General features: G+C 68.7%; 14 protein-coding genes. 5 read left to right on the top strand and 9 right to left on the bottom strand.

Annotation, left to right across the window (positions count from 1 at the left end; translation table 11 throughout):
• Nucleotides 1-7: 7 nt before the first annotated feature.
• From ACAG25_RS19055 to ACAG25_RS19045, 3 genes are read right to left on the bottom strand one after another with little or no spacing between them, the layout of a single operon-like run.
• Nucleotides 8-541 (bottom strand): hypothetical protein, encoded by a 534-nt coding sequence (locus tag ACAG25_RS19055; RefSeq protein WP_370490038.1) that lies wholly within the window; start codon nt 539-541, stop codon nt 8-10.
• A 1-nt stretch (nt 542) separates the two neighbouring features.
• Nucleotides 543-1226: an MspA family porin gene (locus tag ACAG25_RS19050; protein WP_370490037.1), complete on the bottom strand. Its 684-nt coding sequence runs from the start codon at nt 1224-1226 to the stop codon at nt 543-545.
• 1 nt (nt 1227) lies between these two features.
• A complete protein-coding gene (locus tag ACAG25_RS19045) occupies nt 1228-1890 on the bottom strand; it encodes an MspA family porin (RefSeq protein WP_370490036.1) in 663 nt (220 codons plus the stop codon).
• Between the two features lie 171 nt (nt 1891-2061).
• Here ACAG25_RS19045 and ACAG25_RS19040 point away from each other — a divergent pair, with 171 nt between their 5' ends.
• Together ACAG25_RS19040 and ACAG25_RS19035 are read left to right on the top strand one after the other, a co-directional pair.
• Entirely contained in the window at nt 2062-2535 is a 474-nt protein-coding gene (locus ACAG25_RS19040) for a hypothetical protein (protein WP_370490035.1), read from the top strand.
• A gap of 10 nt (nt 2536-2545) precedes the next feature.
• The gene (locus ACAG25_RS19035) at nt 2546-4084 is read left to right on the top strand and encodes a phytoene desaturase family protein (protein WP_370490034.1); all 1539 of its coding nucleotides are present in this window, start codon (nt 2546-2548) and stop codon (nt 4082-4084) included.
• Here ACAG25_RS19035 and ACAG25_RS19030 read toward each other — a convergent pair.
• The 5 genes from ACAG25_RS19030 to pdxH form a co-directional block, all read right to left on the bottom strand.
• Nucleotides 4081-4500 (bottom strand): MarR family winged helix-turn-helix transcriptional regulator, encoded by a 420-nt coding sequence (locus tag ACAG25_RS19030; protein ID WP_370490033.1) that lies wholly within the window; start codon nt 4498-4500, stop codon nt 4081-4083. The two genes, ACAG25_RS19035 and ACAG25_RS19030, sit on opposite strands and share 4 nt — an antisense overlap.
• A complete protein-coding gene (locus ACAG25_RS19025; RefSeq protein ID WP_370490114.1) occupies nt 4490-5926 on the bottom strand; it encodes an MFS transporter in 1437 nt (478 codons plus the stop codon). The genes ACAG25_RS19030 and ACAG25_RS19025 overlap by 11 nt, the downstream gene beginning before the upstream one ends.
• A gap of 176 nt (nt 5927-6102) precedes the next feature.
• Nucleotides 6103-7407 (bottom strand): citrate synthase, encoded by a 1305-nt coding sequence (locus ACAG25_RS19020; RefSeq protein WP_370490032.1) that lies wholly within the window; start codon nt 7405-7407, stop codon nt 6103-6105.
• Nucleotides 7408-7513: 106 nt separating this feature from the next.
• A complete protein-coding gene (locus ACAG25_RS19015) occupies nt 7514-8164 on the bottom strand; it encodes a TetR family transcriptional regulator (protein WP_370490031.1) in 651 nt (216 codons plus the stop codon).
• Nucleotides 8165-8245: 81 nt separating this feature from the next.
• The gene (gene pdxH, locus ACAG25_RS19010) at nt 8246-8902 is read right to left on the bottom strand and encodes a pyridoxamine 5'-phosphate oxidase (RefSeq protein ID WP_370490030.1); all 657 of its coding nucleotides are present in this window, start codon (nt 8900-8902) and stop codon (nt 8246-8248) included.
• Between the two features lie 70 nt (nt 8903-8972).
• On the opposite strand from pdxH, the gene ACAG25_RS19005 reads away from it, so the two are divergent.
• From ACAG25_RS19005 to ACAG25_RS18995, 3 genes are all read left to right on the top strand, one after another.
• A complete protein-coding gene (locus ACAG25_RS19005) occupies nt 8973-10091 on the top strand; it encodes a citrate synthase 2 (protein WP_370490029.1) in 1119 nt (372 codons plus the stop codon).
• Nucleotides 10088-10702 (top strand): maleylpyruvate isomerase family mycothiol-dependent enzyme, encoded by a 615-nt coding sequence (locus ACAG25_RS19000; protein ID WP_370490028.1) that lies wholly within the window; start codon nt 10088-10090, stop codon nt 10700-10702. The genes ACAG25_RS19005 and ACAG25_RS19000 overlap by 4 nt, the downstream gene beginning before the upstream one ends.
• A 74-nt stretch (nt 10703-10776) precedes the next feature.
• A complete protein-coding gene (locus tag ACAG25_RS18995) occupies nt 10777-11229 on the top strand; it encodes a VOC family protein (protein WP_370490027.1) in 453 nt (150 codons plus the stop codon).
• On the opposite strand, the gene ACAG25_RS18990 is transcribed toward ACAG25_RS18995, so the two are convergent.
• Nucleotides 11226-13850 carry a family 1 glycosylhydrolase gene (locus ACAG25_RS18990; RefSeq protein ID WP_370490026.1) on the bottom strand — a complete coding sequence of 875 codons (2625 nt, stop codon included), beginning with the start codon at nt 13848-13850 and terminating at the stop codon, nt 11226-11228. The genes ACAG25_RS18995 and ACAG25_RS18990 overlap by 4 nt on opposite strands.
• Nucleotides 13851-13874: the final 24 nt, after the last annotated feature.

The following is a 13874-nucleotide window of genomic DNA, read 5'->3' as shown; positions in this document are numbered from 1 at the left end:
GACCTCATCATGCTCCCGGCACGGGCGGCGCCGCAGGCGGTTCGACCGGAAGCGGCTTGTTGAGGTCCTGCACCGGCCGCTGCCCGAGCAACCCGCCCTCGAGTCCACCGGCCTGGTACATCTCCCACAGCCGGCGCAGATAGTCGATGCTGCGGATGTCGGCGTTCTCCTGGCCCGGTTCCACGCCGAAGACCGTGCCCTCCCCGGGCGCGGCCGGAGCGACGTTCTGCGGCAGCAGATACTGGTTGTTGAACGCGTTGAGGTGCGGTGGCGCGGCCGGCCCGGTCCCGGGCAGCGACGGCACCGCATGTTGACCGAGCATCAGCTCCCCCGGACCGGCGATCTGCGGTGGCAGCCCGGCGATCCCCGTCGCCGATCCGCTCTGCGCCAGCGGAGCCAACAGCTGCGAAGGCGGTGGGACGGGAGCCGGCAGGACCGGCGCCGGTCCGGGCGGTGCAGGCGGTGCGGGCGGCTGGGCCAGCGCCGGCGGCGTCAGGAAGAGGGCCGCACACCAGAGCGCCGGGATCACCGAACGCGCCACCTCACACCGCCTTCGCGACGCCGTAGTACGCGACGATGTCGTCGGCGGTGTCGGTCGAACTCGTCAGGACCGCGTAGGAGCGCAGGAACGACTGTCCGACACAGCCGTCGATCTTGATGCGGGCGTCCTTCACGGTGACCCTGGGGTCGGTGCCGGTGAAGGACTTCTGGGTCAGTTGCACCGTGATGACCTCCCCGGGCTGTGGGAACACCTCGATCTGTGCGGTCACGGGGAACCGCACGTTGTCCAGGATGGGCAGCAACAGGTTCGTCGACGGCGTCACGCCCACCGACCCGTTCAGCTTCACTACGTTCAGACTGATCCCGCACCCGATCTGGTAGCCGACCTCGAGGGTTCCTCCGCTCAATTCGCTACTGCCGGAGCCCTTTACGCTGCCGGTGAAGGTGCCAGCGACGAGAAACTCCCGCGACGACAGCGCCGTCGTCAACGGCGCCACCGCGACCTGGACCTCGTCACGTCCGGCCACCGTGAGCTCCCAGCCGTCGGGCGTGACGACGGTGCCCGGCGGACCGGACGGCACCGCACCGTCGGGCGGTAGCACGTCGGCGGCCGCCGAGACGGTGTTGTCGGGTCCCGTCACGGGGTCCGGTTGGGCTGAGGCGGGAGGCGTCGTCGCTGCCAGGATGCACAGCGCGCTCACGATGCTCGTTGTCCAGGCCCTCATCTCAGACCACCGTGACCTGACCGGCGTAGGTGACGATGTCCGAGGTGTCGGCGGTGGAGCTGGTGAACGTCGCGTACGACTGCAGGAAGGACTGCCCGACACAGCCGTCCACGCGCACCCGGAAACCGGTCACCGTGACTCGGGCTTCGTCGGACTTGAAGTTCTTCTGCCCGACGGGAACCAGGGTGACGGTGCCCGGTCGCAGGTTCACCTTGATCTGGCCGTTCAGCGGGAACTCGATGTTGGGGTCCACCCCGATGCGGGGCGACACCCCCGCAGATCCCAGCAATTCGACCGGACCGCCGATGATCCCGCAGCCGATCCGATAGCCCACGACCAGCGAACCACCCGTCAACGATGTGCTCCCGCTCCCGGTGACCGTCCCGGTGAACGTGCCGCCGACCAGGTATTCGCGGGAGCTCAGCGCCGTGGTCAGCGGCGCGACCGGTTGATGGGTCTCGTCCTTGGCAGCCACGGTCAGCTCCCAGCCCTCGGGCGTCTTCAGGTACCCGGGCGGCGACGAGGGCACCGCCGACGTGGGCGGCGGCGGGGCCTCCGCGGCCACCGGTTCGGTCTCCGGGGCAGGCTGGGCCGACCCGTGCGGCATCGTCGCGGCGGTAGCCAGTACACCGGCCGCAACCACGACGGCCGTCCGTTTCCACATGTACCAGCGCCCTCCGACCCGCCAATTCCTTTGAGGTACTAAGGGTACGGGTTGCGCGGCCAGCGCGTTCGGCGAACTGCCACCTGGACTCGTGTGAGCACAAATCCCTTCGCCGGACCCGCCGGTGTGATCTGCTGTCTGCGTCCTGGTGGATCGGCGCGGAAGGCACGGATGAGACGTACCCGGGTGCTCGTCGCGGCGTTCGCCGTGTCGGCCGCCGCGTGGTCGCCGGGCTGTCCCGCGTCGGCGCAGCCCGCCGATCCCGCCCCGGAAGCCGTGGCCGCCTGCAGCGAGTTCGCCCGGGCCCTGGATCTCGCGGCGCTGAGCTACTCCGACTTCGCCAACGCGCTCGCACTCGGCGAGGCCCGACCGGACTACGCCGACCCGATCGTGTCCTCGAGTAACACCTACGGCCGGACCGGGCTGCGGGAGGCGGTCGGAGTCGCGATGAGCGCGGCAGGGACTCCGGGGCTCGCACCCCAGATCGCGGCGCCGATGCGGGCCTGGGCGTTGGGTGCCACCAAGCTGATCGTGCTCATGGGTCTGCGCGTCGGCGTCGACCGCTTCAACGCCAACGCCACCGCGATCAACGAGCACACCGAAGCCGTGCAGCAGGCGTGCGCGGACGCCGGAACGCGGGCCTGACGGAAAACTGATGCGGCACAGACAGTTCGACGCCCTCATCATCGGCGGCGGGCACAACGGCCTGGTCGCTGCGGCCTACCTGGCCCGCGCCGGCCGTCGGGTTCGCATTCTCGAACGCGCCGATCACGTCGGCGGGGCAGCGGTGTCGGCCCATGCGTTCGACGGCGTCGACGCGCGGTTGTCCCGCTACTCCTACCTGGTAAGCCTGTTGCCGCGCCGGATCGTCGAGGACCTGGATGCGCACGTACGCCTGGTGCGCCGGCGCTACTCGTCCTATACCCCGGACCCGTCGAGCGGCGGTCGGACCGGACTGCTGGTCGGACCCACGTCGACGTTCGCGGCCATCGGCGCCGAACCCGACGAGGCGACGGTTGCCGAGTTCTACGGCCGCTGTGGCGCCGTCGCGCAAGGCTTGTGGCCGACACTGTTGGCTCCGCTTCCCACCCGCTCCCAAGCCCGCATCCTGGTCGACGACTCCGACGCGTGGCAGACCATGACCGGTGAGCCGATCGGGCACGCGATCACCCGTGCGGCACAGCATGATCTGGTGCGCGGGGTCATGGCCACCGACGCACTGATCGGGACCTTCGCCCGCCTGGACGATCCGTCGCTGGTGCAGAACATCTGCTTCCTCTACCACGTGCTGGGTGGCGGTACCGGAGACTGGGATGTGCCCGTGGGCGGGATGGGTGCGGTCACCGGTGCACTCGAAGCCGCAGCCCTGCGGTTCGGCGCCGAGATCGTCACGGGCGCCGACGTCTTCGCCGTGGACCCCGACGGCGAGGTCCGCTACCGGTTCGACGGCGCCGAGCACCGGGCGGATGCCGAGTGGATCCTGTCCAACGTGACGCCGTCGGTGCTGGCCCGGTTGGTCGGTGCTGCCCGGCCACGACAAGCGGTCGGCTCCCAGGTCAAGGTCAACCTGCTGCTGCGGCGCCTCCCCCGCCTGCGTGACCAGACGGTCACCGTCGAACAGGCCTTCGGCGGCACCTTCCACGTCAACGAGACATTCAGTCAGCTCGATGCGGCCTACGATCAGGCCAGCGAAGGGCTTGTCCCCCAACCGCTCCCGTGCGAGATCTACTGCCATTCCCTGGCTGATCCGACGATTCTCTCCGAGGACCTGCGCGCAACCGGCGCGCACACACTCACCGTCTTCGGGCTGCACACCCCGCACACACTTCACGACCGACGCGACCCCGACGACCTGCGCGACACTCTCACCGCCGCGGTGTTGGCTTCGTTGAATTCCGTTCTGGCCGAGCCGATCGAGGACGTGATCCTCACCGGACCCGACGGCCGGGCCTGCATCGAGACCAAGACCACCGCGGATCTGGAGTCGACGTTGGGGATGACCGACGGGCACATTTTCCACGGCGCGTTGCAGTGGCCCTTCGCCGAGGATGACGAACCTCTCGAGACCCCGGCGCAACGCTGGGGCGTCGACACCTCTCATGAGCGAATCCTGTTGTGCGGCTCGGGTGCACGCCGCGGCGGCGGCGTCTCGGGCATCGGCGGCCACAACGCCGCGATGGCCGTCCTCGGCTAGCGGTCGGCGAGCTTCCCCAGGATCCGACGCAGCGCAGCCAGGTCGTCGGCGTCGAGAACCGAGAACACCTGCGGTGCGGGGTCGTGGACCTCGTCGATGACCCGCAGGAGGTCGCGGCCCGCGTCGGTCAACGACACCTGTTTACACCGCCGATTGTCCGGATCGACCTGTCGCACCACCAGACCGCGCTCCTCCAGCGCGTTGACCGCCACGGTTGCCGCCGATGCGTCGATGGTGGCCGCCGACGCGATCTGCTTGACCGTCATCGGCGTCCGGGCCAACCGTTTCAACACCCGGATCCGACTGAACGGCAGCCCCGCTTTCTCGATCACGGCCCGCTTCCAGGTGTCGCGGTGCTCGATGACCAGCGCGACCAGATCGCGCCACACCTCGTCGGCGAGTTCCTCACCGGACATGTGCGTCTCCTCGGGTCGTCACATCGCCGGAGATGAGCGGCGCCAACCGTTCCGCCGAGCGCAGCGCCCGTTTCGAGGTCGAGAACAACGCCAGCGCCGTGATCACCAGACCCACGCCGACGCAGACGAACCAGAGCGGGCGGGCCGCGGCCGCGAAATCCGTCGTGGTGCCCGCAAGTGCTCCGCCGGCCACCGAACCACACAGCGCCACACCGATACTCACACCGATCTGCCTGCTGGTCGACGTCACCGCCGACGCCGCGCCGGCGCGTTCCAACGGCATGCCGCTGACGGCGGCGTTGGTGATCGGCGCGTTGACCATCGAGAACCCGATGCCGAAAACCGCGAACACCACGAGCAGCAGCTCCACCGGGGTGGTCGCGGTGAGGAACGTCAGCATCCCGGCCGCGATGGTGATCATGACACCGGCGGTCAGCAGTGATGGGCGCGCACCGAAGCGGCCCACCATCCGGCCCGACAGCGGGGAGAACAACAACGCGCCGATCGCGATGGGCAGGTAGATCAACCCGGTCTCCATCGCCGAGAAGCCCCGCTCCCCCTGCAGGTACAGCGACATCATGAACAGGAACGCACCCCAGCCCGCGAACGCCGAGATCGCGGTCACCGTCGCCGAACTGAACGGGATGCTCCGGAAGAACCGCAGATCGATGAACGGGTCACGCCGACGCGACTCGTAGCGCAGGAAGACGACGAACGCCACGGCCGCGACGACGCCGGCGGTCGCCGTGCGAGGGTTGGTCCAGCCCAGCACCGGACCCTCGATCAGCGCGTAGACCACACCGAAGAGGAACAGCACCGCAAGCACCTGCCCGATCGGGTCGATGTCACGCATCGTCGGCGACTTGGACTCGGGGACGAACACGGCGGTGAGGACGATCGCGGCCGCGCAGATCGGCAGGTTGATCCAGAACACCGAGCGCCAACCGACGAGGTCGATCAGCAGACCACCGACGATCGGGCCCGCCGCCATCGAAATACCCACCACCGAACCCCAGATCCCCAGCGCCCGTGCCCGTTCCACCGGGCCGGTGAACACCTGAGAGACGATGGACAGTGCGACCGGATTCATCATCGAACCGCCCACGGCTTGGAGAAGGCGCGCCGCGATCAACGTATTCATGTCCGGCGCCAAGCTGCACAGCAGCGATCCCAGCGCAAAGGTCGTCAGACCGATCTGGAACACCCGGCGTCGCCCGAACCGGTCACCCGTGGCGCCGGCGAGGATCAACAGGGAGGCGAGCACCAGGGTGTAGATGTCGATCACCCATTGCAGCTGCGACGGTGTCGCGTGCAGATCGGCGCGGATCGCCGGGATCGCGACGTTGACGATCGTCGCGTCCATCGACACGATCAGCAGGCTCAGACAGCAGGACGCCAGGATGATGGCCTTGCGTTGCGCTGTCATCGCGTCGGCGGGTGCGGTCACCCAACGATTGTGAAACTACAACTGTTATCGGGCAAGCGGCAGAACTGTGACATTCAGCGCGATCGAACGCGCGCAAAATGCCGGCCCGCCGCGGCGCGTCGAGGCGCAGACGCGCGCGCTCGCGGGAAGAGGGAGGGCCCGCCTCGCGGGATGAATCAGCGGGAGGTGATGTCGGCGTAGTCGCGTTCGGTGTAGCCGGTGTAGATCTGGCGCGGGCGGCCGATCTTGTTGGGCTCGCCGTGCATCTCGCGCCAGTGGGCGATCCAGCCCGGTAGCCGTCCGAGGGCGAACAACACGGTGAACATCCGGGTCGGGAAGCCCATCGCGCGGTAGATCACGCCCGTGTAGTAATCGACGTTCGGGTAGAGCTTGCGCTCGATGAAGAAGTCGTCGGTCAGCGCGATCTCTTCGAGTTCCTTGGCGATGTCCAGCAATTCGTCCTTGACGCCGATCTTGCCGAGGATCTTGTCGGCCTGCTCCTTGACGATGCGCGCCCGCGGGTCGTAGTTCTTGTAGACGCGGTGGCCGAAGCCCATCAGCTTGACGTTGTCCTCGCGGTTCTTGACCTTCTTGACGAACGTCGCGACGTCGTCGTCGCCCTCGCGGATCTTCTCCAGCATCTCCAGCACGGCCTGGTTCGCGCCGCCGTGCAGCGGACCCCACAACGCGTTGATGCCGCCGGACACCGAGGTGAATAGGTTGGCCTGCGACGAGCCGACCAGCCGCACGGTCGAGGTCGAGCAGTTCTGCTCGTGGTCGGCGTGCAGGATGAACAGCATGTCCAGCGCCCGCACGATCTCGGGGTCGACTTCGTAGGGCTCGGCCGGCAGGCCGAAGGTCATCCGGAGGAAGTTCTCCACCAGGGTGAACGAGTTGTCCGGGTACAGGAACGGCTGCCCCTCGGACTTCTTGTACGCATACGCCGCGATGGTCGGCAGCTTGGCCAACAGGCGGATGGTCGACAGCTCGACCTGCTGGGGATCGAAGGGATCCAGCGAGTCCTGGTAGTAGGCGCTCAACGCGTTGACCGCGCTGGAGAGCACCGGCATCGGGTGCGCGTTGCGCGGGAAGCCGTCGAAGAACCGCTTGAGGTCCTCGTGCAGCAGCGTGTGGCGCTGGATCCGTGTGGTGAAGTCCTCGAGCTGGTCGGCGGTGGGCAGTTCGCCGTAGATCAGCAGGTAGCTGACCTCGATGAACGTCGACTTCTCGGCCAGCTGCTCGATGGGGTAGCCGCGGTAGCGCAGGATGCCGGCGTCGCCGTCGATGTAGGTGATGGCGCTCTTGGTCGATGCGGTGTTGACGAAGCCACCGTCGAAAGTCGTGTAGCCGGTCTTCGCCAGCATGGACCCGAGCGCGATGCCGTCCGCGCCTTCGGTCGCTTTGACGATGTCGAGTTCGAGCTCTCCACCGGGGTACTTCAGGGTGGCGTGCTCCTGCCCGGCTTCGGCGTTTTCGGCCACTGCGATCCCTTCAGTTCGTCTGTAGGTCCAACGCGAATTCACAGAGTCTGACTACAGAAGGTAGTCCCATTCCTGCCGGCCCGCCCGCGGGGGTACGGCCGGACGGTCAGACGGGTTGCCCGATGCCCGCGATTTCACTCGTGAATTCGGCGAATGTGGCCTCGTAGGCGTCGATGACGTCGTCGACCGTCATCGCATCCAGACTGGTCAGATTGTCGGCCAGGCTCTCCAGCGCCGTCATCATCAAAGCCCCGGTCACCCCGGCCGCCAGTTTGACCCGGCGGTCGTCCACGCCCACGCCGAGTCGCTGGGCCACCACCATGTCCACGGCGTTGACCCGAAACTCCACCGCCGCGGTCCGCAACACCGGCGAGGTCATCAGGATGCGCAGGAGCTGCAGCAGACGAGGGGCCGGTAGCGCGTCCCTGCGGCCCTCGCGACAGGCGATTGCGGTGGCGACGTACGCGCGTCGAATCGCGTCGTAGAGACACATGTCCAGAGGTTGCCGGGCGAGCTCGGCGGCCGTGATCGCGAGGACGTCGTCGATCAGGGCGAGAGCGATGGCTTCCTTGGTGGGGAAGTAACGGCTGAACGTTCGGGGCGAGACGTTGGCGATCGCGGCGATCTGGTCGACGGTGGTGCGTTCGAAACCCTGCTCTTCGCACAGTTCCACCGCCGCACTCAGCAGAGTCGCCCGGGTCTGCCGTTTCTTGCGCTCTCGCAAACCGATCGTGCGGCCCCCCCGTAGATCAACCACGTTCCGGATGCTATCTCCCCAAGCTTGGAAAATTGTGAGAAACGGACCGGGCGTCCGCACCGGCCCGCCGGCCCGCGGCAGCTACGGCTGCAGACGTTCGACGATGTCGCTGTGCAGCCGGATCCGGTTGTGGACCCGATTCTCGCGACCCTGCCAGAACTCCACCACGTCGGCGGCGATCACGTATCCGCCCCAGGTGGGCGGGACGGGGATCTCGTCGAGATCGGCGAAGCGGGCGGTGACCTCGGCCAGCTTGTCGAGCAACGCGGCACGCGATGCGATGGGGGCGCTCTGCGCCGAGGCCCAGGCACCCAGCTGGGAGCCGCGCGGACGCTTCGCCCAATAGGCCGCCGTCGCCTCGGATGCCACCTTGGTGACCGAGCCGCGCACGTGCACCTGCCGTCCCAGACCGAACCACGGGAACGTCGCCGACGCGAACGGCGTCGCGGCGAGCTGCCGCCCCTTGTCGGAGTCGTAGTTGGTGTAGAACGAGATTCCCGACTCGTCGACGCTCTTGCACAGCACCGTGCGGGTGACGGGGCGACCGGTGGCATCGACGGTGCCCACCACCATCGCGTTGGGCTCGGCCAGCCCCGCGGCCGCGGCGTCACCGATCCAGCGGTTCAGCAATGCGGCCCAGCCGTCGGCCAGCCAGTCGGCATCGAGGTCGGCGCTGCCGTCCTTCTCGACCGATCCGTACTCCACCCGCATCCGCGCCAGGTCATCTGAGGTGTCCACGCGACAACGCTACGCCCGACGTTGGGCGGTCCGGGTCCGGTGACCCCGAGCCGGTGCGACAATCTGGCCCATGACTGCGGTGCCGGAGGATTTCGCGGCCGGTTTGTCCGGCGTGGTGGCGTTCGAGACCGAGATCGCCGAACCCGACAAGGACGGCGGGGCGCTGCGTTATCGCGGCGTCGACATCGAGGACCTGGTGGCCCGGCAGGTGACGTTCGGCGACGTCTGGGGCCTCCTCGTCGACGGCCGGTTCGGCGACGGGTTGCCGCCGGCCGAGCCGTTCCCGCTGCCGATCCACAGCGGTGACGTCCGCGTCGACGTGCAGGCCGGTCTGGCGATGCTCGCACCGATCTGGGGTTACCGGCCGCTCCTCGACATCGACGACCAGACGGCCCGCGACCAGTTGGCGCGCGCGTCGGTGATGGCGCTGTCCTATGTCGCGCAGTCGGCGCGCGGCATCTATCAACCCGCGGTGCCGCAGCGCACCGTGGATGAGTGCGACACCGTCACGGCACGGTTTATGACGCGGTGGCAGGGCCAACCGGATCCCCGCCATGTCGAGGCCATCGACGCCTATTGGGTCAGCGCGGCCGAGCACGGCATGAACGCGTCCACGTTCACGGCCCGCGTCATCGCGTCCACCGGCGCCGATGTGGCCGCCGCGCTGTCCGGGGCGATCGGCGCGATGAGCGGTCCGCTGCACGGGGGAGCGCCCGCGCGCGTCATCCCGATGCTCGAGGAGGTCGAGCGCACCGGCGACGCCCGCGCGGTGGTCACCGGCATCCTCGACCGCAACGAGAAACTGATGGGCTTCGGCCACCGCGTGTACCGGGCCGAGGACCCGCGCGCACGGGTGCTGCGCGCGACCGCCGAGCGACTCGGCGCCCCGCGCTACGAAGTCGCCGCGGCGCTCGAGCAGGCGGCGCTGGCCGAACTCCGGGAACGTCGGCCGGACCGCGCGATCGAGACCAACGTGGAGTTCTGGGCGGCGGTGATCCTCGACTTCGCGCAGGTGCCGCCGACGATGATGCCGGCGATGTTCACCTGTGGACGCACCGCCGGTTGGTGCGCCCACATCCTCGAGCAGAAACGGCTCGGCAAGCTCGTGCGGCCGTCGGCGGTCTACATCGGTCCGGCGCCCCGCAGGCCCGAGGCGGTCGAGGGCTGGGATCTGATCTCCCGGTCATGACCGATGCGCGCGCGGTGTTCTCCCTGGCCGCCGACCATTTCGTCACCCTGGTAGGCAGAATCCCGGCCGACCGTTGGGACGACCCCGGGTTGGGCGAGTGGAGCGTGCGCGACCTGGTCGGGCACACCTCGCGCTCGCTGCGCACCATCAGTACCTATCTGAAGACGTCGGCGCCACGCGAAGATCTGGCCGACGCCGTGGACTACTACGTGGAAGCGCAGTCCCTGATGTCCGGCCTGGGGGCCGCGGCCATCGTCGAACGCGGCCGGCAGGCCGGCCGCGACCTCGGGCAGAACCCGACCGGCGCCGTGGCGGACCTGGCGAGGCAGGCCCTGGCCGACGTCGCCGCCGCCGGCGACCCGCTGATCGAGGTGATCGGCGGCCACGGCATCAGGCTGGGCAAATACCTACCGACCCGGACTTTCGAGCTGACAGTGCACAGCATCGACATCGCGCGCGCCACCGGCGTGGAGACGACCGTGCCGGTCGACGTGCTCGCCGACGCGGCCGCCCTCGCCGCGCGGATCGGTGTCGCTCTCGGCCACGGACCGGCGCTGTTGCTCGCGCTCACCGGACGCGCGGACCTGCCCGACGGATTCTCCGTGGTGTGACCGTCTGCGGGCGATGAGTTTCCGGTCGGGTGGCGGTCTGTACGGCGACTGCACCCGACTCCCGAGGAGACATCATGGCCATCGACAACACCCCCATGCTGGTACCGCATCTCGTCGTCGACGACGCAGCGGCCGCGCTGGACTTCTACACCCGGGCCTTCGGCGCCGAGGAGATGGTGCGCATGCCCGGTCCCGGCGGCAAGCTCATCCACGCCTGCATGCGGGTCAACGGAGCGCTGGTGTTCCTCAACGACGACTTCCCCGAGTTCAACGACGGTAAGTCCACCACCCCGACCGCACTGGGTGGGTCGTCGGTGACCATCCATCTGCACGGACCCGACGTCGAGGGACGGTTCCAACGGGCCCTCGACGCCGGCGCCACCGTGGTGAACCCGCTCGAAGACCAGTTCTGGGGCGATCGTTACGGCGTCGTTCGCGACCCGTTCGGCCATCAGTGGTCGCTCGCGGAATCGGTTCGCGAGGTCGACATGAACGAGGTGATCACCCAGATGGCCGAGGGCTCCTAGCGCGGGAGATAGGCCTGCAGCAGGGACACCGGCAGTCCGTTGGCGAAGGTGATGCCGCCCAGCGCGGCGATGCTCGCGGCCTTCGGGACGCGCTCGAGCTCCGGGGTGGCAGGATCCGAACCGTAGAGGCCGAACTGCAGGTCGTACCCTTCCGACCATTCCAGGTTGTCGACGAACGACCAGTATGTGTAGCCGCGGATGTCGGTGCCGTGGGCGACCAGATCCTGCAGCACCGCAAGGTGATTGACGATGTAGGAGGGCCGTTTGGTGTCCTCGTCGTCGGCGATGCCGTTCTCGGTCACCCACAGCGGCTTGCCGTAAGACGCCGCGAGTTCGAGCACCTCCCGGAATCCACCCGGGTCGGTCGGCTGGTTGAAGTCGCTGCACGTCGGTTCGTCGGCTGAGCACCGGACGGGGAGGCCGCGCAGGAACGGGAAACCCGGCACCGGGGCGACACCGAACCCGATCATCGGCTGGGATCCGTAGTACTGCACGCCGAGGAAGTCGACCTTGCCCGCCATGTCGGGACGGACCTCGTCGGCGGTCTTGATGCCGTCGAAGTTCGCGTCGACCCAGCCGTCGATGACCGCATTGGGGAACCACGTGTTGTAGTAGTGATTCCAGGCGTCGGCGGCCTGCACGTCGAGCGGATTGACGGGGTTGGCGGGCCGTGCCGGGATCATGTTGTGGGTGAACCCGACGAACGCCGCGGGCCCACCCTCGGTGGCCGCAGTGGTGTCCCAGGTGTGGATGGCGTCGTAGGCGGCAACATGTCCGACGGCCTGGTTGACCAGGAAAGTTGACGCCAGGTCGGGTCGGAGCACCCCCGGCGGCCAGTTCGGTACCACCCACGGGATGGCCAGAAACTCGGTGAGCACCGGCGGGAACGGCTCGTTGAGGGTGGCCCAGTTGTCCACCTGGTCACCGAATTTCCACGCGAGGTAGGCGGCGTACTTCTCGAACTCGACCGCGGTGGTCGGTGACAACCAGCCCGCCGCCGGGGCCGGGAGGCCGAGCTGGAGCAGGGGGCGCGCCACGATGGGGTCGTGGATCCACACCGGCAGGGTGAAGTGGTTGACGGTGACGAACGGGTCGAGGTCGTACTGCCGCAGCGTGGCGAAGACGTCGCGATAGTGCGCAACCTCGTCCTGGTCGGCCAGCGCGTCGAGCGCTTCGAGGTCGGCCCGGGTGAGCTTCCCGCCCTCGTCGGAGATGTCGACCGCGGCGGTGGAGTCCGGGAAGATCCGGCTCCACTCCACACTCATGCGGAAGGTGTTCATGCCGAGCTCGTCGCGCGCGAGCGCGGCGTCTCCGGCGTAGGACACATAGGCCCCGGGCCCGTTCTCTGGGATGCCGCGGACGAGGCGCAGCAGCCGGTTGATCGGGTCGTGCACCCAGCGGTACCAGTCCGAGCGGGTGTCCACCGGCGAGCCGGGTCCACCTTCGGCCTGAAAACCGGAATGTGCGACACCCCAACGGAATCCGTCTGGCATTGACAGGTCGATGCCGTCGACGCGTTCCACGTCTACGGTGACGGTCACGGTGCGGCCGTGGCCGCCGCCGGGATGCAGCAGGTTGCCCAGGATGGGCACGAACTGCAGCAGCCCGGCGAGGCCGTGGACGTGCAAGCCGTCGTGCTCGTCGCTGACGGCGACGGTGAAGGTGTCGCGTCCGCCGACCGCGGCCAGCGCGTTCATCGGCCGGTAGACGAAGTTGCCGGCGGCGTCGACGGAGACGGTGCCACCGTTGTGTGGCCGGCCGATCACGGTGTAGGTCAACCGGTCCCCGTCGGCGTCGGTGACCCCGAGGTTGCCGGTGATCCGCACTGCGCCGTCGTCGGTGCGGCTCTGGGTGTGCGGTGGCGGGGTGTCGGGCAGCTGGGGTGTCGAGTTGAACAACTCCCGGCGCACCCAGGCCAGCAAAGCCCATCCCGACGGGTCGCTGGGCGGTCGCGGCGGGCCCGCGGCAAACGGGCTCAACAGTGCGCGGACGAAACTCGTGGCCAGATCGACGACATAGGTGACCCCGGTGCGCACGTCGTGCGCCATCGGCCACGGCCGCCAGGAGGGCACCCTCGGCGGATCGAAGGTGGCTGTGGTCGTGGGGACGGCCGTGGCCTCTCGGCGCCGTACCGGTGCGGAGACAGTCCGGGTTTCGGCGGTGGCGGTCTCCTGCGGCGGCGCCACGGTGCGGGCGGCCGCCGGCCACGCCTCGCGGACGGTCGTCGCGTCGCCGGCGGGGGCGCCACGTTCCTCGACGATTCTTGTTGTGTGTCTTGCCTTTCGCTCGATCACGACGGCCTCGTCGTCCGCGTCGCGTGCGTCCGCGCCGTCGCCACCGGCGGTGCGGCCGCGGCGGCGGTCGGCCTCCGGGCCGGGATCCGGGTCGGGGTCGGCCTCCGCTACGGGGTCGCTCTCGGTAAAGGTGTTGTCCGTGTCGTCGGTCGGGGTCGAGACGCTGTCACGATCGGCGCGGTTGGTGACCGACTCGGACTCGGAAGAACTCGCTACGGCACCGTCTTCGCCAGCCCACGCCACCCCCGTGCCGGTGAACACCGCGGCTCCGACGCCCAACGTGACGGCCAGCGCGCCGACGCGGCCCACGAATTGCCCAGCATCCATCTCCACTGCATACCTCCGCGCGCG

Source organism: Mycobacterium sp. pV006, from assembly GCF_041287115.1.
Taxonomy (GTDB): Bacteria; Actinomycetota; Actinomycetes; order Mycobacteriales; family Mycobacteriaceae; genus Mycobacterium.
Note: the sequence above shows the minus strand (reverse complement) of the source record. Positions and strands in the feature narration are given on the sequence as shown.

Coding starts and splice junctions, on each gene's coding strand:
- ACAG25_RS19030 (WP_370490033.1), bottom strand. CDS start 4,500: ATGTCCGGTGAGGAACTCGCCGACGAGGTGTGGCGCGATCTGGTCGCG.
- ACAG25_RS19050 (WP_370490037.1), bottom strand. CDS start 1,226: ATGAGGGCCTGGACAACGAGCATCGTGAGCGCGCTGTGCATCCTGGCA.
- ACAG25_RS18990 (WP_370490026.1), bottom strand. CDS start 13,850: ATGGATGCTGGGCAATTCGTGGGCCGCGTCGGCGCGCTGGCCGTCACG.
- ACAG25_RS19035 (WP_370490034.1), top strand. CDS start 2,546: ATGCGGCACAGACAGTTCGACGCCCTCATCATCGGCGGCGGGCACAAC.
- ACAG25_RS19040 (WP_370490035.1), top strand. CDS start 2,062: ATGAGACGTACCCGGGTGCTCGTCGCGGCGTTCGCCGTGTCGGCCGCC.
- ACAG25_RS19005 (WP_370490029.1), top strand. CDS start 8,973: ATGACTGCGGTGCCGGAGGATTTCGCGGCCGGTTTGTCCGGCGTGGTG.
- ACAG25_RS19025 (WP_370490114.1), bottom strand. CDS start 5,926: ATGACAGCGCAACGCAAGGCCATCATCCTGGCGTCCTGCTGTCTGAGC.
- ACAG25_RS18995 (WP_370490027.1), top strand. CDS start 10,777: ATGGCCATCGACAACACCCCCATGCTGGTACCGCATCTCGTCGTCGAC.
- ACAG25_RS19045 (WP_370490036.1), bottom strand. CDS start 1,890: ATGTGGAAACGGACGGCCGTCGTGGTTGCGGCCGGTGTACTGGCTACC.
- ACAG25_RS19000 (WP_370490028.1), top strand. CDS start 10,088: ATGACCGATGCGCGCGCGGTGTTCTCCCTGGCCGCCGACCATTTCGTC.